Origin of the sequence: Colwellia sp. 75C3, assembly GCF_002836255.1 — a bacterium.
Taxonomy (GTDB): Bacteria; Pseudomonadota; Gammaproteobacteria; order Enterobacterales; family Alteromonadaceae; genus Colwellia.
Genome location: NZ_PJAU01000031.1, coordinates 42461 through 61095 on the forward strand (window position 1 = coordinate 42461; position 18635 = coordinate 61095).

An 18635-nucleotide genomic window follows, 5' to 3' on the forward strand; every position below is an offset into this window, starting at 1 on the left:
GCCAGTAAGATTAAAATCTTACTGGCTTTTTTATTTCTAGCTCTCCATTTATTGAAACAGAAAACTAAAGTAGAACGTTTATTTAACTATTTCTCAATATGCTTGAGCTTTCCTGCTTCATCAAATTCAAGAACGTTTCTAGCCCAGCGATTTACCCAATATGTCCAAAGATCACCTTCTAAATCTGGGGTCGCATGAATTGGCGGGCGACCCATAGCAAGTAGAACAGCTTCTTTGCTCATTCCTAAAATAGGTTTGCCACGTTTGATACCTTTTTGATCTATGTCGCTGAGAGTACTCACTTTTGCTTTAGCTTCATCACACGATTTCCCAAAAAATAAGGCAAAGTTAGCATTAAGTGATTGCCCTGCATTTTTGGTATATTTGTCCCATAAATAAGTATACTTCATGCCTTTATGTGACATCTCAATAATTTTGGTTTCAATATCGTCAATGACGAACTCACTACAAATAGGCATGAGTTTAGGTAACTGATAATTCATTGCATGTAACCGATTGTTCGCGGCATCAGCATGTAAATTAACCAGAGCATATACTTTAGCACCCTCGATAATACCTGCTTTGTTGGTCATAGCATCTTCTGCAGCACTTGAAGGTGAACTAGTTGAGTTACATCCTGTAATAGCTAACGCAGCCACTAATGCACTAATGGTAAACGCTTTTTTCATCGCTTTCATGTGATTTATCCTTAAAATTTATAGTTATGCTTGGTTAAAAACGTTTTTATTTTGACAATAAAATATATGAAAGGCAACTATTTATCGGGGATATTATTTAGAGTTTTTTTCTTCTTCAGCTTGTTGTAGCTCTCTAATTTTAGCTTCAGCTATACGCCACTTTTGTAATTCAGCGTAATAATGATCCCAAACACAAGGGTTACAGGCGCCACCACCGCAACAATCATCATCTGCAGGGGCTATTGGTTTTTTATGGGGATTTGACATGACTTTTTTAACTCAAAATAGGTGGGGATTTAACTGAATTTGTTGAGGTTATAATAACAAAAAAGCCCTGCATTTGCAGAGCTTTTGTTTATTACCGAGTAGAGTATTTATTATACCAATTGAATTAATGAATGCACCACTTAGCGAGAATTAAAAGGCTTAGAGGCAAGGCATTGATTGAAGAGAATGGTTATTCCCTTGTCAAAATCAATAACACCGCATGTAAGCCTTTTAAACTCGCCCTTCGGGAGTTTCGTAGCAAACTGATAACCTCACAAAATGAAATAAATATAGAATAACTATGTTTAACTCATTTTGTTTGTTCTAAGCTCGCTACGTAACTCTAAGTTGGTCGATTCATTATTTTAATTGGTATTAGTCAAGTTCAGCTAACTTGTGCTCTAAATAATGAATGTTAGCGCCGCCATTAACAAAACCTTGATCACTTAAAATATCTTGATGCAAAGTTATGTTAGTTTTGATGCCATCAATCACTAGCTCTGATAAAGCGTTACGCATACGCGCAATAGCTACATCACGGTTATCACCCCAAGTAATTAGTTTCCCAATCATAGAGTCATAATGTGGTGGAACAGAGTAATCAGCATAAATATGAGAATCCCAACGAACACCTAAACCACCTGGTGGGTGGAAACGCGTAATTTTACCCGGTGAAGGAATAAAGGTACGAGGATCTTCAGCATTGATACGACATTCAATAGAGTGACCTGAAACCTTGATATCATCTTGGGTATAAGATAATGGTTGACCAGCAGCAACACGAAGTTGCTCTTTGATCAAATCAACACCAGTGATCATTTCAGTTACTGGATGCTCAACCTGAATACGTGTATTCATTTCAATGAAGTAGAATTCACCATTTTCATACAAGAATTCAAAAGTACCAGCGCCACGGTAGTTAATATCAATACAAGCTTTACAACAACGCTCACCAATTTTGGCGCGCATTTCAGGTGTAATACCTGGTGCAGGAGCTTCTTCAACTACTTTTTGATGACGACGTTGCATTGAACAATCACGTTCACCTAAGTGAATTGCAGCACCTTTACCATCAGCCATTATTTGAATTTCAACATGACGTGGGTTTTCAAGGAATTTTTCCATGTAAACCATATCATTCTTGAAAATAGTGCCGGCTTCTTTTTTGGTTAAGGCAATAGACTCTATTAAGTCTTCTTCGTTGCGTACAACACGCATACCACGACCACCGCCACCACCAGCTGCTTTAACGATAATTGGGTAACCAATTCGTTTAGCATGGGCTTTGTTTGCAGCATCATCGTCATTTAATGGTCCATCAGAACCAGGTACACAAGGCACACCAGCAATTTTCATTGCTTTTATCGCTTGAACTTTATCACCCATGATACGGATGCTTTCTGCTTTTGGACCGATAAAGGCAAAACCAGAGTTTTCAACTTGCTCAGCAAAATCTGCATTCTCAGCAAGAAAACCGTAGCCAGGATGAATAGCGACAGCATTAGTCACTTCAGCCGCAGTAATTATTGCCGGAATATTTAGGTAACTATCCGGTGCTGGTGCTTTACCAATACAGATGGTTTCATCAGCTAATAATACGTGTTTAAGGTTTTTATCAGCAGTTGAATGTACAGCTACTGTTTTAATACCTAACTCTTTACAAGCGCGTAGTATTCTTAAGGCAATTTCGCCACGGTTGGCGATAACAACTTTATCTAACATGGAATAACCCTTATTTTTGAAATCTTTTATTTTAGATAAGTGGGCTTATTCAATGATGAATAAAGGTTGGTCAAATTCAATAGCGTCTTCATTTTGTGCTAATACTTCTTTGATAACGCCAGACTTATCAGCTTCAATTTGGTTCATCATTTTCATTGCTTCAACAATACATAGTGTATCACCAGCATTTACATGCTTACCAACTTCAGCAAATGCTGGAGAATCAGGTGAAGCAGATGCATAGTAAGTACCAACCATAGGAGAACGAACGATATGACCAGTAATTACAGGTGCAACGGCTTCAGCAGGAGCGGCTACTGGCGCTGCTAGAGGTGCTGCGGCAGGAGCTGCTTGCATCATAGGAGCTTGTTGCATTACTACAGCGCCACGGCTGATTCGTACTGATTCTTCACCTTCAGAGATCTCTAATTCATTGATACCTGACTCTTCAACCAGTTCGATAAGTTTTTTGATTTTACGAATATCCATTGGGACACCTTAATTTGGGTTACTAAAAATAATATTTATAAATATAGGTTAATGATTGGTCACTAACATATACGGTTTGTTATTTGTTCTTATTAATCTTCTTGCGCTTTATTTAAATAGCTGTGAGCAGCATCAAGGGCAAAGCTATAACCTTGCGCACCAAAACCGGAAATAACACCTATAGCGATATCAGATAAATAAGAATGTTTTCTGAAAGCTTCACGAGCATGCACATTTGATAAATGCACCTCTATAAAAGGTATAGCAACGGAAAGTAAAGCATCTCTAAGTGCGACACTGGTATGTGTGAAAGCAGCAGGGTTGATGATGATAAAATTAACCTGTTGGTAGCCTTGATGAATCGCATCGATTAATTCATGTTCAGCATTAGTCTGAAGATGTTGCAGCGTTATTTGCTTTTCACCAGCTTGTTGGCTCAGCTCAGCTATAATGTCTGATAAACTTTGCTTACCATAAATGGTAGGCTCACGTTTACCCAGCATATTTAAGTTTGGTCCATTTAACACTAAAACTGTAAACTTTGCGGTCATCTTCTGCTAAAACACTATTAAATAATAATTGGCGCTAATAATTACATAAAATTGAGTCACTGTGAACAAAAAAAGTTAATTTTTAATGTTTTTTTTGTTATTGACGATAATACCCGTGTTTTCGAAGAATATAGCAGCAAAGTACTGGTCATACCTCTTTTGGGTAAGGTAAATGTTTGATTTTTTTGTTATTTGGGCTATTATTATTGAGTTATTGGTATTACTGTATTGATTTTAAAAAGAATTTTTGTATTTATTCAGCGTTATTATAGGGCTTCCTTATTAAACACTATTTCCTCGTTATTATGCTCATGCTTGCGTGCCTTGTGACTTCACAAGTTTCAGCTATTGAGGTAGTAACTCACCCACAAGTTGTTGAAAGTAACTTAACTAAGTCGCAGTTACGACGTATTTATACAATGCGTCAATTACGCTGGAGCGATAATAGTGCCATTAGTGTGTTTGTTTTACCTAGTCAGCACAAACTGCATAAGCGATTTGCTAAAGAAAAATTACAGATATTTCCTTATCAACTTAACCGTATCTGGCACAAACTAACTTACTCCGGTTTGGGCGTAGCACCTACCATTGTTGCCTCTGAACAAGAACTCATTCAAGCGATTATCAAAACACCCGGCGCTATTGGTTATATAGATGACAAAACATTAATAAAGATAAAGCAAAGTGAAATTACTATAAGTCATAGAAATATAGATGTCGCTGATATGGAAGATAATCAGCAGGTTAGCAGTAAAGGAGTAGTCAATGTTGTTAAAATTAAAGACTAATGCTGCAGTAGAAATATCTAGCAGTGTTAATAATTTTTATTGTTTAAAACGGTTTATTTCCCGAACAGTAATGTTCGCGGTAATATTTACTGCTTGCTACGCAGGAGCTATAAAGTCTGAAGAAAATAAAACCTATTCAAACTCGCAAGATTTTCAATTACATGGTTTTATCTCGCAAGGGGTAATTGATGTTAATGGCAGTGACTTTGTTAATGATGATGGTGAGCTGTCTACAGAATTAACTGAAATTGGCCTTAATGCTTCTTATCAATTATCAGATCAATTTCGTCTTGCAGGCCAAGTGGTTTATTTAGATGGCGGTAATCGATATGAAAAAGGCTTTCGAGTCGATTACGCGCTACTTGATTGGTCTGCTTACAATAGTGAATCTTGGCAAGCTAACGTTTATTTAGGACGTTTTAAAAATAATCACTGGCTTTACTCTAGTTCAAGAGTTGTTCCTTTTGCGCGACCAAGCATCATTTTACCACAATCTGTTTATTTTGATGGTTTTCGTGATATTGCAGTAGGCAGTGATGGTGCGGCGATAAAAATTAGCCACAGTAATGATGACTTTGGTAACTTTGATTTTACTTTAAGTTATGGAAGATCACCTGTTTCGGATGAACAAACAGATATTCTTTTAGGCGGAATTGCCATGGGGGTGGCCAAGCAAGATTACGAAACCCATGGAAGCTTTTACTGGCAGCCCGCTTTTTCACCTTGGCGTTTTGGTTTTTCCTTACTCGATTCAGATTTTAGTTACCAAGAAAATGCAGAGTTTGATTTTTTTGTTAACTCAGATTTTAGTTTTCAGTTTTATACTATCAATGTACTGTATGAAGGTGAGCACTGGGAGTTTAGCGGTGAAGTATATCAACAACGTTTTGTTATTGATGGCTTTTACGGACCTGATGTCTATAAAGAAAGTACCGGCCAAGGTTATTATGGGCAAGTACGTTATAAATTGACCTCTGATTTAACCATCCTCGCACGATATGAAGATTTTTATTTAGATAAAGATGATAAAAATGGTCAGAAGCTAGAACAAAGTACCGGTGGCTTAGTTCCTTATTACTTTGGCTTCCATAAAGATGTTACTTTAGGACTGAATTACGATATTACCAGTAACTTTAGCGCTCGCATGGAATATCACTGGGTAAATGGCGCAGGAAGACTTACCCCTGTTGTGGTGCCGAATAGCCTAATTAATGACTCCGAAGACTGGGAAATGTGGGCTATCCAGTTGATGTATTGGTTTTAAAAGTAGTAGTAAGAATGAATAAAAAATTTGTTAGTGTACCAACCAAGCTTTTGACGTTAATTGTCACCACCTTACTCTTTTTATCGGTAGGTTTTTCCTCGTTATCCTATTGGCGTTTACAGGCCGATTATGAAGAATTCCAACAAAATAATATTGCTCAAGGGCAAGTACAAGTAGATTTACACAATAGTATTTTACGTAACAAACTAACTGTTTGGTTAGAGTCATTCACTGACTTAATACAATTATCTCAACAAGATGACTTTTCCACTTTAGCGGTTCAACTTGAAAAGCAATACGATGCTTTACAGTTACACCTTAATGTAGAGGATATTTGGTTAGTGGATGATAAAGAAAATATATTATTCGCAACTAATGACTTTCCTCAAGTTGTGCAAGATAACATTGCACAAGTCTTTAGATTACAAGAACCAGAGCACCGAATATATTGTCCGCAAAGCTGCCAATTATTATTAAGTTTGCCTTTGCTTAATAAGCAAGGAGATATGGTGGTTGTGACCATGAGTACTTCACTGGTTGATATGCTGTTTGCACTAAAAACAACATTAAACAGAGATGTTGCCGTCATTCGTATTCCAGTAAAAGATAAATCAGCACTAAAATCCACCCCAGCTAAAGTTATTTCGGCATCGAATATGGGGTTGGCTGAGTCCTTGTTGGTTATCGACAAATCATACTCAGCGCTCAATCAAGCGTTAGAACAGGGGTTGTACCTAAATTCAGATGATAGTAGTTATTTAATTAATTTATTAACCTTATCAAAGCAAGCCAAGCAAGATTTTTATTTAGCGTTAATTGACGATGTAACAGCTTACAAAGCAAAAAATGATGCTTATCAAAAACGCTTTATTCTCTCGTTAAGTCTCATATTTATCCTATTAGCAGCCTTTGTTTATTTTATTTCTAGTCCTTTTACTAAGCGGTTATTACTGCTATCTAGTGCTTTACCTTTATTAGCACAAAAGAAATTTGGTCAGTTCCGACAAGTCGATTTAAAAAGACCAAGACTGTTTGCTGATGAATTAGATGTATTAGCTAATTCATCACAAGAGCTCAGCTTTGAATTAGAACAACTTAACTTGGTGGTCGAACAAAAGACCAAAGAGTTAGAAAATATAGCCATGTATGATTTATTAACGGGTTTACCTAACAGAAACATGCTCAATTACCAGTTACGTAAATCACTGGGTAATATTGCGCGTCATAAAAGTGGTGTTGCAGTACTTTTTCTCGATTTAGATGATTTTAAAAAAGTTAACGACAGTAATGGACACAATATTGGCGATAAACTACTTATTCAAGCTGCAGATCGTGTTCGCGTTAGTGTCGGTGAAATTGATTTAGCCTGCCGTTTTGGTGGTGATGAGTTCGTTATTGTATTAAGTCACCTTAAAGGCATTGAAGAAGCCATTGAGGTTGCCGAGAAGGTGTTACTCCAATTTAAGGATGCAATAAAGCTCGGTTCAAATATTTTCTACGTATCAACAAGTATAGGCATTGCTTACACTGAATCAGCTACCGAAAAATCAGATGACTTGATCAGCCATGCCGATATTGCCATGTATGAGGCTAAAGATAATGGTGGTGGCCAATATCATATCTATCATCAAGAAATGTTTCAGCGTGTTGCTCATCGCGTCATGCTTGAAGGTGAAGTAAGGCAAGCGCTAGCTAAGCAACAGTTTAGCTTAAGTTTACAGCCGCAAATATGTGCTAAAACAAAAAAAATATATGGTTTTGAAGCACTATTACGTTGGCAACATCCAGACCGCGGTATGATTTCACCGGAAGACTTTATTCCTATTTTAGAAAACTCGCAGCATATGATTGAATTAGGCTATTGGATTATTCGTCGATGCTTTGAGTTAGTAGTAGAACTTAAAAAATATGGTTTAGAGGACGTACGGATTGCGATTAATTTATCTGCGGGACAGTTTATGGACGCTAATTTACCCGCATTCTTAAAAGATTTATTAGTAGAGTTTTCATTAACCGCGCAAAGTTTTGAGTTGGAATTAACAGAGCAAACGTTAGTTAAAGACATGGACCATACCATTGGCATGATGCGAACTTTAAAAGCAATTGGCTTTAGTTTTGCTATTGATGACTTTGGTACGGGCTATTCTTCGTTAGCTTACTTAAAGAAAATGCCAGTTGATGTGATTAAAATAGATAAAAGCTTTATCTTTGGTATGCTAGAAAACCATTCTGATTTTCAAATAATCACTTCCACCATTGCCATGGTGAAAAATTTAGGTTTGATGGTGGTTGCTGAAGGTGTTGAAACTCAAGCACAGCTACGTAGTTTAACTGAAAATGATTGCGATATTATCCAAGGGTATTATTATTCTAAACCAATCCCTGAAAAAGAATTATTATCTTCGTTAGATAAACACACTACAGGAGGTTACTGGAAAGTACCCAAAGTTGTTACTGATGACATTTCAGAAAATAAGTCAGCCTAACGTGTAGCCAGCCTAAAGTAGGCTGACTACACTCTATTTATTAAAAAGAGTTCAGGTTATTTAAATATCGACTGTACGTGAGTAGTAAACTCACTGGCTTTCATGAAACCAGTGGTACGTTGCTTGGTTAATTCATTACCTTGTAAATCAAAAAACAAAATAGAAGGTAATCCCAGAATGGTATAATGCTGAACAAGTTCGGCATTATCTGTTGAATCAAAATCTGTCATATCAATTTGCAACCACACACTATTAGCTAATGCCTTTTGTACTTGAGCATCTACAAAAGTATATTTTTCAAACTCCTTACAAGCAATACACCAATCTGCGTACAAATCTACCATCACAGTTTTACCCTGCATATTGGCATTAGTTACCTCATTTTGGAGTTGCGCTAAAGAAGTGACTTGTTTAAAACTCGCATGTTGAACATCATTGGTAGCAACAGCCTTGCTTGGAAATATCAGCTGGTAGGCAAGATTAGCGCCGAAAAACAGCATTAAAAATATAATCAGAAAACGTAAACCGTAGCCAAAACCTTTTGCTTGTTGCGGGTTTTTCGCTGCAGCATGATTTTGATTAGCTACATAGAAATAACTAGCACTGGCTAATATCAATAATGCCCATAATGCTTGGCTAGCAACTTCAGGAATAAAGCGTTCAAGTAAAAATATTGGTACCGCTAACAACAATAAGCCGAAGATATTTTTGATAATATTCATCCATGCACCGGCTTTAGGTAATAACTTGCCACCAGAGCTGCCCAGTACTAGTAAAGGTAAACCCATACCTAAACTTAATGCGTATAAAGCAGAGGCACCAAGTACTACATCACCGGTTTGAGAAATATATAATAAAGCACCGGTTAATGGCGCGGTAGTGCAGGGTGAAGCGACTAATCCTGAGATAACTCCCATCATTAGTACACCGGTAATTGAACCACCTTTTTGTTTGTTACTGATGTTATTTAATTTGTTTTGCCAACTAGCGGGTAAGGCTAAATTAAAAACACCAAACATAGATAGCGCTAGAAAGATAAATAAGACACTTAAACTAATCAGTACAACAGGATGTTGAAACAACGCTTGAAACTTTGCTCCGGCTAAAGCGACAACTACGCCTAATAATGTGTAGGTAATCGCCATACCTTGTACGTAAATAAAAGATAAGGTGAATGCTTTCTTTGTGGTTAATGCTTTGCCTTGTCCGACAATAATACCCGTTAAAATAGGGTACATAGGGAAAACACAGGGGGTGAATGACAGTAATAAACCACCAACAAAAAAGGCTATTAGCGTTAATAGCAGACTATCTTGCTTGAGCATGTCAGATAATTGATGCTGCTCACTTTTTGGCGCCCCATCTTGGCTCGACTGTAGGTCTTTACTTACAGTAAAGTTTGATGATGAGTTATTGGCAGTACTTTCACTGGTAATTAATTTATTTAACTCAATGATTTTACTTGTTGGTGGATAACATAGACCTTTTTCGGCACAACCCTGGTAGGTAACCTTGATAGAGGCATCACTTGAAACTTGTTCAAGGTCTATGGTGAATGTTAGTTGCTCAGTAAATATTTTTTGAACACCAAAAAACTCATCTTCATGGTCTATACCTTCAGGTAATAAAACCGGAGTAAAGTTGATGTTTTTACCTTTAAATTTGAATTGGTGGCGATAAAGGTAATAGCCAGGAGCAATGTCGAAGCTCACTTCTAATTGGTTATCTTTCTGATGAAAATTAAAGTTGAATGCTTGATCAACCTTTAAAAACTCATCATCATTGCTGAATAAGCTGGTATTAGAGACATCAAAAATCGATTGCTTTTCTTGTGCCGCAGCGGGATGAAAAGTAAAAGCTGCTAACATCATTAAGCATAGGGATAGTAAATTTTTCATTAAGCCTACTTCAAAGAATTAGTGATCCAGTTTAAATAATGCTTATCACCTTGCTGGATATTCAAGGCAATAACTTCCACCACGTCATACGGGTGTAATTGATTAATTCGGTCGTTTAACATTCCAAATTTTTTTTCATCGGTTTTTATCAGTAATTGTACTTCATTGTCGCAATGTAATTCGCCTTGCCAACAGTATACTGAGGTAATATTAGGAACAATATTAACGCAGGCGGCAAGATTTTCTGTCACCAAATGTTGTGCAATACTTTTAGCTACAATTTCATCTGGGCAGGTTGTCAGTACTAATTGATACAATTTTGTTACCTTATCGTTCTGTTCTTGTTGATAGTATACCTTGAGTGTTAAGGAAAACTTAGGGCTAATATGTATGCCTATCACTAGGCCTTGAAAAAGACCTGTTTAGCCCAATATAAGTTTCATAGAAAAATAAGGAATTATTATGTTTCAACTATTATTTGTACTTTTTATTATTATCCCTATCATCGAAATAACGGTGATTATGCAAGTAGGCGCCTTATTAGGTGTTTGGCCAACAATCGCTATTGTTATTCTAAGTGCTTGGTTAGGTGCTAAATATGTACGTCAACAAGGCTTAGCAACTTTACAGTCGGTACAAACTAAAATGGCCCAGGGTGAGATGCCCTCAGGTGAAATAGTAACGGGTTTAATGTTATTAGTCGCAGGTGTTTTATTAGTAACACCCGGCTTTGTCACTGATATTTTTGGTTTGTTGTTACTCGTGCCGAGCGTACGTGCAGCAATTGCTGCTCAAGTACAAAAGCACATCAAAGTTAATCAACTTGGTGCAGGTGCCTCTTTTCATCAGGGGGCAGCGGGCAATGTCTATCAGCATGAAAATAGCAATGACCCCTTTACTTCATCAAGAGCTTCATCAAATGAACCTATTTCACATCACCAAGGTGATACCTTAGAAGGTGAGTTCAAGCGTAAGGACTAGTCCTATTGGTATTTACAGCTTACGAGAACAAATTTATTTTAAAGCTGACCTTGTGTCGGCTTTTTTTATCCCCATTTCTATTAGCAACAAGCACTAGCTCAGGCTAGAAAACTTACTAAATAACTAATTAAACAAGTAATCTCTGGAGAGAATTAATGAGCATTCGTCCACTACATGATCGTGTCATTGTTAAACGTAAAGAAGCTGAGTCAAAATCTGCTGGCGGTATTGTACTAATGGGTAGTGCTGCTGAAAAATCTACTCGCGCTGAAGTTATTGCTGTAGGTAATGGCCGTATTTTAGAAAACGGTGAAGTACGCGCACTAGACGTAAAAGTTGGCGATCAAGTTATCTTCAGTGAAGGTTACGGCGTTAAAGCTGAAAAAATTGATGGCGAAGAAGTGTTAATTCTTTCAGAAAGCGACATTTTAGCAATCGTCGAATAATTAAGAACTTAACTTGTCGCTAATACAACACAATAGCGACATCAAAAGTGCTCACTTACTAACGTAAGCTCCGCGCTTTTTCTTTGCTCTTGAGCCGATGAGCTTAAAGTAAAGCCTTAATAAATTAATAGACTTAGCATTGTTTGTTAAAAACAGTGCAATAAACAAAATTATAGGAATAAATAACATGGCTGCAAAAGACGTATTATTTGGAAATGACGCACGTGCAAAAATGCTACGTGGTGTAAATGTATTAGCAGACGCAGTAAAAGTAACATTAGGTCCAAAAGGCCGTAATGTAGTGATTGATAAATCTTTTGGTGGTCCAACAATCACTAAAGATGGTGTTACTGTTGCCAAAGAAATCGAACTTGAAGACAAGTTTGAAAACATGGGCGCACAAATGGTGAAAGAAGTTGCTTCTAAAGCCAATGATGAAGCGGGTGACGGTACAACTACTGCTACAGTGCTAGCACAAGCTATTGTTAACGAAGGTTTGAAATCGATTGCTGCGGGTATGAACCCAATGGATCTTAAACGTGGTATTGATAAAGCGGTAATTGCTGCAGTAGCTGCATTACAAGATTCTTCTACGCCTGTTACTGATAACAAAGCGATTGAGCAAGTAGGTACTATTTCTGCAAACTCAGATGAAACTGTTGGTCAAATCATTGCAACAGCAATGGACAAAGTAGGCACTGAAGGTGTTATTACTGTTGAAGAAGGCCAAGCGTTAACTGACGAACTTGATGTTGTTGAAGGTATGCAGTTTGACCGTGGTTACTTATCACCATATTTCATCAACAAGCAAGAAAATGGCACGGTTGAATTAGAAAACCCTTTCATTCTTCTTGTTGATAAAAAAGTATCAAATATTCGTGAATTATTAACAACACTTGAAGGTGTTGCTAAAGCAGGTAAGCCATTATTGATTATTGCTGAAGATGTTGAAGGCGAAGCGCTTGCTACTTTAGTTGTTAACAACATGCGCGGTATCGTTAAAGTTGCTGCTGTTAAAGCACCAGGTTTTGGCGACAGACGTAAAGCGATGCTACAAGATGTTGCTACATTAACTGCGGGTACTGTGATTTCTGAAGAAATCGGTATGGAACTTGAAAAAGTAACATTAGAAGATTTAGGCCAAGCAAAACGTGTTGTTATTTCTAAAGACACAACTATCATCATTGATGGTATTGGCGTTGAAGCTGATATTCAAGCACGTGTTTCACAAATTCGCGGTCAAATTGAAGATTCGTCTTCAGATTACGATAAAGAAAAACTTCAAGAGCGTTTAGCTAAACTTGCTGGCGGCGTTGCCGTTATCAAAATTGGTGCTGCTACTGAAATTGAAATGAAAGAGAAAAAATTCCGCGTTGAAGATGCATTACATGCTACACGCGCAGCCGTTGAAGAAGGCGTTGTTGCTGGTGGTGGTGTTGCTCTAGTTCGTGCAGCACTTGCAATCAAAGATCTTGAAGGCATTAACGAAGATCAAACACACGGTATTAACGTTGCAATCCGTGCAATGGAAGCACCACTTCGTCAAATCGTAGCTAACTGTGGTGATGAGCCATCAGTAGTATTAAACGAAGTACGTAACGGCACGGGTAACTACGGTTACAATGCTGGTAACAGTACATACGGTGATATGTTAGAAATGGGTATTTTAGACCCAACTAAAGTGACTCGTTCAGCACTACAATTTGCAGCGTCTGTTGCAGGGTTAATGTTAACGACTGAAGCTATGGTTACTGATGCTCCAATCGATGCATCTTCTGCTATGCCTGATATGGGCGGCATGGGCGGTGGTATGGGTGGCATGGGCGGCATGATGTAACGCCCAGATCTATTGCACTATATTGCATAGTGTTGCAAATTAGCTCGAAAACCTTGGTTTTCGGGCTTTTTTCGTTTTTAGGGGCTTGCATGTTATTGCATTCGGTTGCATATAACTGCAATTTCAGGGGGATAAGGTGGGGTATTAATTTGTTTGATTTCCCCCGATAAATTTATTTTTTACTGTATTTTATATAAATGAGCTGATGCTAGCTTTGGTTTTAACCTTTCAATCAAGCTTGAATTATGTGCATATAATGCGCATAATATGTTTACGAGATGATTGGAGTGTTAATTATGAATATTACTTTAGGTAAAGAATTTGAACGAAGAATTACCGAAAAGGTATCTGATGGCTTATATACCTCAGCAAGTGAAGTGATCCGTGATGGATTAAGAATGTTATTTGAAAAAGACGTAGCTAAAAGCAAGCAACTTGAAATATTACGAGAAGAAGTAGCTAAAGGTTTTAAACAGTTAGCTGCTGGCGAATCATCAAAGCACAGCGTAATGGATATCTTTGAACAAGCCTCCCTTGCAGTAGATAGTAAGTCTACAAGTAAGAATACCAATGTCGAACTATAGGTTATCTCCTTTAGCCGAAGAGGATTTATTCAAAATAATTTCAACAACTATTGAATCTTGGGGAAGTACACAGGCAAAAATTTATGCTCAAACCATAGATGCGGCATTATTGAAACTAGCTCAATACCCTGACTTCGGTAGAGAAAGAAATGATATTTATAATGGTGCTAGAAGCTTTCCTGTAGAAAAACACATTGTATTTTATCAAGTCAGTGATAACGGTATTGATGTTGCTCGTATTCTTCATCAACGCATGGATCTCTCAAAACATTTCTAATCGTATTTTGGTAATATTATAATCATGCCTGAAAGCTATATTAATAAACTTGCCAAAATAGATGATCGTCTTCAATTATTAAATGAAGAGCGGCTTGCTTTGCTTAATGATCGCCAAGCGTTAATAACGCAACATGAAGCTGAATTAACCCAAAATTTCAATCTACACGCCTCTCCTGAATCTAAAATTGACCTTTTTCTTTCATATTTTAAAGGTCGTAACGATGTTTACCCATTTAGATGGGAATCAAAAAACGGTAGAAGTGGTTATTCACCTGCTTGTTGGAATGAATGGCAGCCAAAGATTTGCAACAAACCAAAAATCAGCTGTACTGAATGTAAAAATCAGAACTTTAAAGTACCAGATCACCAAGCCGTTTATGGACATTTGAAAGGGTTTAAAACCATCGGCATATATCCTCTATTAAGTGATAATTCAACGTATTTACTTGCAGCAGATTTTGATAAAGAGGACTGGTTTGAGGCTACAACGGCGTTTGCAACGACTTGCGAATCATTAAATATTCCCTATCTATTAGAACGTTCAAGAAGTGGCAACGGTGGCCATATATGGATCTTTTTCTCGGAAGCTGTAGCTGCTAGTGATGCTCGGCGATTAGGTAATGGTTTACTTCGTAAAACAATGGAACTCTATCCGTTACTATCGTTTGATTGCTTCGATAGACTATTCCCTTGCCAAGATATTATGCCAGAGGGTGGCTTTGGTAACCTGATTGCTTTACCACTACAGCTAGAGCCAAGAAAAAATAACAATAGTGTTTTCATTAACAATGAAGGTATTCCTTATAATGATCAGTGGTCAATATTGGCAGCTACTCGAAAGGTAACTAAATCTCAGCTTCAATCAACGCTTAATCAGTTAAACTCTTATATTGAAAGAGCGCCAGATGACATCGCAAAGAATGAGCCATGGAGGAAACTTAACGATGATGACAGCATTAAGATCAATGATTGTCCGAAGAAGATCACATTAACGCTAGCTGATCAGTTATATGTTCCTATCGCTAATTTACCCGGAAAACTGACCTCTAAACTAAAGCATTGTGCAGTATTTTCTAATCCAGAGTTTTACAAACGACAAGCCTTACGTTTATCAACGATTGGTACAAGTCGATATATATGCGCCGCGCATATAGAAAATGGTTATTTAATCTTACCAAGAGGTTGCTTAGCCGAAGCTACTCGCATCATATCAGGCCAAACAATAGAAATTGAATACAGCGATAAACGATTTGCAGGTAGCCAATTAGAAAGAATCAAGTTCACTGGTAAACTTAAAAGCCAGCAGAAAAAAGCTGTTGATGCTTTATTTGCACAAACCAATGGCGTTTTTGTGGCATCGACGGGTTTTGGTAAAACAGTTACAGGGTTAGCTCTTATCGCAAAAAGGAAGGTGAATACCTTAATTTTGGTTCATAATCGCCAATTAGCGGAACAATGGCTTGAACGGATAAAAGTATTCTTGGTGAATGTTGAGGTAGGTTCATTATTAGGCGGTAAAGATAATCTAACCTATGAAGTTGATGTTGCTACTTATCAAAGTTTAGTAAGCCGTAATGGAATAGACATTAAACCTGCCATTGAAAAATATGGGCAAATATTAATAGATGAATGCCACCACTTGCCTGCATCAAACTACGAGTGTTTGATAAAGTCAGTGCATGCTAAATATATTCACGGGTTTACAGCAACACCTAAACGCCAAGATGGCTTAGAAAAATTAATGCACTTTCAAATCGGCTCTGTGGTTTATAAAGCCGCAGCAACTACCAGTAGCTTTGAACAACATGTAAAGGTAGTTAAAACTAATACTTGTTTCCCTCCAGAATGGTTAATTCCTGAAACTAAACCACATATATCTCAAGTTTATAAACATTTAGTTTGTGACCAAGCTAGAAATGAAATGATTGTTAACGGCATCAAGCAGTCCGTGAATAATGACAGATCAGTCATGGTGCTTACCGAAAGAAAAGAGCATATTGAATTACTTGCTAAAATGATGACTGATAAGGGTATAAAAGTTGTTGAACTACATGGAGGTATTTCAACAAAGCAAAGGCAGGAACGAATAGCTTTCTTATCCAGTAAACCAAGCTATGATGAAGCTGTTGTTATCTTAGCTACAGGAAAATACGTTGGTGAAGGTTTTGATCTACCGCATTTAGATACTTTATTTATAACACTACCGATAGCTTGGAAAGGGATTTTAGCGCAATACGCTGGACGAATTCAGCGAGAATGGAGTAGTAAAACTGTTATTCAAGTTTACGATTTTATTGATGATTTCCCGACATTACAGCGTATGTGGAAGAAACGGGAAAAAGGTTATAAAGCGTTAGGATATCAATTCAATGAACAAAAAAACTTATTGATTTAGGGCGAAAGGTTAAAAAGAGAGGGTAGGGGTATAATAAGGGGTATTTAATCTTCAGAATTTTTCGCGCCATTGCCTGTATGGTCTGTAGTTAACATGGGCGGCATGATGTAATTATGCTTGTTTAAATTGCTAACTTCTTCGTTACTTTATAGTTCGTTTAAGAAACACTAAACGTCACTATAAAGTGCCTTGAATTAAACAATTTACTCTGTGCATAAAGCATTTTATTTGCTTATAGCTTTAAAGCTCACTTCGGTGAGCTTTTTGCTTTCCAGGATTTAACTTAGTTGATTTCTCTGGAGGATTTCTTCGTTGTTTTATAGTTGATTTAATAACACTAAACGTCACTATAAAGTACCTTGAATTAAACAATTTACTCTGCGCATAAAGCATTTTATTTGCTTATAGCTTTAAAGCTCACTTCGGTGAGCTTTTTGCTTTGTATCGCTTTATCATGTTTGTCTAAATCGTCGGCATTTGACTCGCATAGAAAAGACTATGGCTCGTTTACAGCGCCTATACTAATCATTTATCCTGTGCATAAGGCATGTTATTTGTTTATATCATCAAAGCTTACTTTCATTAATCTATCTTTATTCGTAATATCTTTTGATTTTGAAATAGTAAGCGGAGACGTTACTGTACGTATGGGATAAGAACAAACCGTGGTATTTACTTTTATATTTTGGTGAATAAATTTACGCGTTAATAAATTGATTTTTTTCATGGTATTCCTCTATACAAAGGTAACTTATAACCGCTTTGTATCGGATGAAATAAATAGGGCTAGGCTGACGATAATATCTTCGTCACCTTAGCCCAACGATAAAAGTATTTTTAGCTTTTTATCATCATTTTTTTAACGGTAGCTTCAATTTTTGCAAGTACTCTACGATTTGCGTCATGATCGGCAGGGGTATTACCCTGAGAGATTAATTGTGTTTCACCAAAACCTTTTGCAGATAAACGGTTTGACTCAATATTAAACTTATTAATTAATAGACTTTTAACCGCATCAGCGCGTTTTTGTGAAAGTATTAAGTTGTATTTTGCACTACCAACAGCAGAGCTATGTCCTTCAATAACAACACTTGTATTACTATATTGCTTCATGAAATCAGCTAAACGTTGAATATCATTCATTTTTTCTGTTTTAATCTGCGCACTATTTGTTTCAAATGCTACGTTCAAATTAATATCTACTGCTTTTTCTAAAAAGAGTGGACAGCCAGTTGAATCAACTTTTACATTAGCTGGCGTATTCTTACAGTTATCTTGTTTATCGCTAATACCGTCATTATCCGTATCAACAATGATCACTTTTGCAACGACAGGTATTGCTGTAACTTCTTGATATACCGCTTGCTTCACTACGGGGGATTTTTTCACGTCACCAAAAGCGTATTTCAAACCAATTTTAAATCCTTGGTCGGTATAGCCATTATCAACATCACGATAAATAACGGCTTCACTGTAAAGAGAAATTCGTTCATTTAAATCGTAGTTATAACCAGCACCTATATTTACAGCATTGTAAGATTGCGCATTATTAAAACGTTTTACCCCAGCGAAAGCGTAAATACCGGTATCTTCAATCTTATAAATCGCGTCAAGGCCGAAGCGTGTACCATAATCGGTATCATTGCCGTTGTTAATGTCGTAACGAGTTTTTGCTAATTCTATGCGAGCATTCCATTGTTCATTAATGATTTTTTGCAAATCAATACCTAGACCTCTACCAGCTTCAATTTGTTGCCAGTCGATCATGTCTTCTTTTGCTGTGGCCGACTTTATGTACTCGCCAAACACGCCTAGTTCCCATGTTTTATCAATGCCTTCTGCTGCTAATGGAGAGCTAATTAATGCAGCTAGCAGGGTAATGTTAAATGTTTTCATGGATAAATCCTTATTGAGTTTTGTGTGATTTTATTTAATTTCTGGCTCTATAAC

18 protein-coding genes are annotated in these 18635 nt (G+C 37.0%); 9 read left to right on the plus strand and 9 right to left on the minus strand.

The annotated features are described in order from the left end of the window. Positions 1-86: 86 nt before the first annotated feature. The 5 genes from CXF85_RS00325 to aroQ all read right to left on the minus strand — a co-directional run bounded on the left by CXF85_RS00325 (position 87) and on the right by aroQ (position 3727). Positions 87-698: a hypothetical protein gene (locus CXF85_RS00325; RefSeq protein WP_101226539.1), complete on the minus strand. Its 612-nt coding sequence runs from the start codon at positions 696-698 to the stop codon at positions 87-89. Positions 699-791: 93 nt separating this feature from the next. After that, the gene (locus tag CXF85_RS00330) at positions 792-965 is read right to left on the minus strand and encodes an oxidoreductase-like domain-containing protein (protein ID WP_101226540.1); all 174 of its coding nucleotides are present in this window, start codon (positions 963-965) and stop codon (positions 792-794) included. A 375-nt stretch (positions 966-1340) separates the two neighbouring features. Further along, a complete protein-coding gene (gene accC / locus CXF85_RS00335; protein ID WP_101226541.1) occupies positions 1341-2687 on the minus strand; it encodes an acetyl-CoA carboxylase biotin carboxylase subunit in 1347 nt (448 codons plus the stop codon). A 45-nt stretch (positions 2688-2732) separates the two neighbouring features. Continuing rightward, positions 2733-3176, minus strand: a complete 444-nt coding sequence (gene accB, locus CXF85_RS00340; RefSeq protein ID WP_101226542.1) for an acetyl-CoA carboxylase biotin carboxyl carrier protein — start codon at positions 3174-3176, stop codon at positions 2733-2735. Positions 3177-3268: 92 nt separating this feature from the next. Further along, positions 3269-3727, minus strand: a complete 459-nt coding sequence (gene aroQ, locus CXF85_RS00345) for a type II 3-dehydroquinate dehydratase (protein ID WP_101226543.1) — start codon at positions 3725-3727, stop codon at positions 3269-3271. A 326-nt stretch (positions 3728-4053) separates the two neighbouring features. On the opposite strand from aroQ, the gene CXF85_RS00350 reads away from it, so the two are divergent. From CXF85_RS00350 to CXF85_RS00360, 3 genes are read left to right on the plus strand one after another with little or no spacing between them, the layout of a single operon-like run. Continuing rightward, a complete protein-coding gene (locus CXF85_RS00350; RefSeq protein ID WP_198555430.1) occupies positions 4054-4515 on the plus strand; it encodes a hypothetical protein in 462 nt (153 codons plus the stop codon). Then, entirely contained in the window at positions 4493-5779 is a 1287-nt protein-coding gene (locus tag CXF85_RS00355; protein ID WP_101226544.1) for a hypothetical protein, read from the plus strand. The genes CXF85_RS00350 and CXF85_RS00355 overlap by 23 nt, the downstream gene beginning before the upstream one ends. A gap of 14 nt (positions 5780-5793) precedes the next feature. Then, complete coding sequence (locus CXF85_RS00360) at positions 5794-8265, plus strand: putative bifunctional diguanylate cyclase/phosphodiesterase (protein WP_101226545.1); 2472 nt, start codon at positions 5794-5796, stop codon at positions 8263-8265. A gap of 56 nt (positions 8266-8321) precedes the next feature. Here CXF85_RS00360 and CXF85_RS00365 read toward each other — a convergent pair whose 3' ends face one another. Further along, positions 8322-10163 (minus strand): protein-disulfide reductase DsbD, encoded by a 1842-nt coding sequence (locus CXF85_RS00365; protein WP_101226546.1) that lies wholly within the window; start codon positions 10161-10163, stop codon positions 8322-8324. Between the two features lie 5 nt (positions 10164-10168). Beyond that, positions 10169-10480: a divalent-cation tolerance protein CutA gene (gene cutA / locus CXF85_RS00370; RefSeq protein ID WP_101226547.1), complete on the minus strand. Its 312-nt coding sequence runs from the start codon at positions 10478-10480 to the stop codon at positions 10169-10171. Between the two features lie 145 nt (positions 10481-10625). Between cutA and CXF85_RS00375 the strand changes: the two genes are divergently transcribed. From CXF85_RS00375 to CXF85_RS00400, 6 genes are all read left to right on the plus strand, one after another. After that, positions 10626-11144, plus strand: a complete 519-nt coding sequence (locus CXF85_RS00375) for an FxsA family protein (protein WP_101226548.1) — start codon at positions 10626-10628, stop codon at positions 11142-11144. A gap of 155 nt (positions 11145-11299) precedes the next feature. Continuing rightward, positions 11300-11590: a co-chaperone GroES gene (locus CXF85_RS00380; RefSeq protein WP_101226549.1), complete on the plus strand. Its 291-nt coding sequence runs from the start codon at positions 11300-11302 to the stop codon at positions 11588-11590. Between the two features lie 187 nt (positions 11591-11777). Continuing rightward, positions 11778-13427 (plus strand): chaperonin GroEL, encoded by a 1650-nt coding sequence (gene groL, locus CXF85_RS00385; RefSeq protein ID WP_101226550.1) that lies wholly within the window; start codon positions 11778-11780, stop codon positions 13425-13427. A 296-nt stretch (positions 13428-13723) separates the two neighbouring features. Continuing rightward, positions 13724-14011 carry a type II toxin-antitoxin system ParD family antitoxin gene (locus CXF85_RS00390; protein WP_101226551.1) on the plus strand — a complete coding sequence of 96 codons (288 nt, stop codon included), beginning with the start codon at positions 13724-13726 and terminating at the stop codon, positions 14009-14011. After that, positions 13998-14288, plus strand: a complete 291-nt coding sequence (locus tag CXF85_RS00395; protein WP_232771021.1) for a type II toxin-antitoxin system RelE/ParE family toxin — start codon at positions 13998-14000, stop codon at positions 14286-14288. The genes CXF85_RS00390 and CXF85_RS00395 overlap by 14 nt, the downstream gene beginning before the upstream one ends. 24 nt (positions 14289-14312) lie before the next feature. Beyond that, entirely contained in the window at positions 14313-16685 is a 2373-nt protein-coding gene (locus CXF85_RS00400) for a TOTE conflict system archaeo-eukaryotic primase domain-containing protein (RefSeq protein WP_101226553.1), read from the plus strand. Between the two features lie 550 nt (positions 16686-17235). Here the strand turns inward: CXF85_RS00400 and CXF85_RS22705 are convergent. Together CXF85_RS22705 and CXF85_RS00405 are read right to left on the minus strand one after the other, a co-directional pair. Then, positions 17236-17412 (minus strand): hypothetical protein, encoded by a 177-nt coding sequence (locus CXF85_RS22705; protein ID WP_157828998.1) that lies wholly within the window; start codon positions 17410-17412, stop codon positions 17236-17238. A gap of 110 nt (positions 17413-17522) precedes the next feature. After that, positions 17523-18581 carry an OmpA family protein gene (locus CXF85_RS00405; protein ID WP_101226554.1) on the minus strand — a complete coding sequence of 353 codons (1059 nt, stop codon included), beginning with the start codon at positions 18579-18581 and terminating at the stop codon, positions 17523-17525. Positions 18582-18635 lie beyond the last annotated feature (54 nt).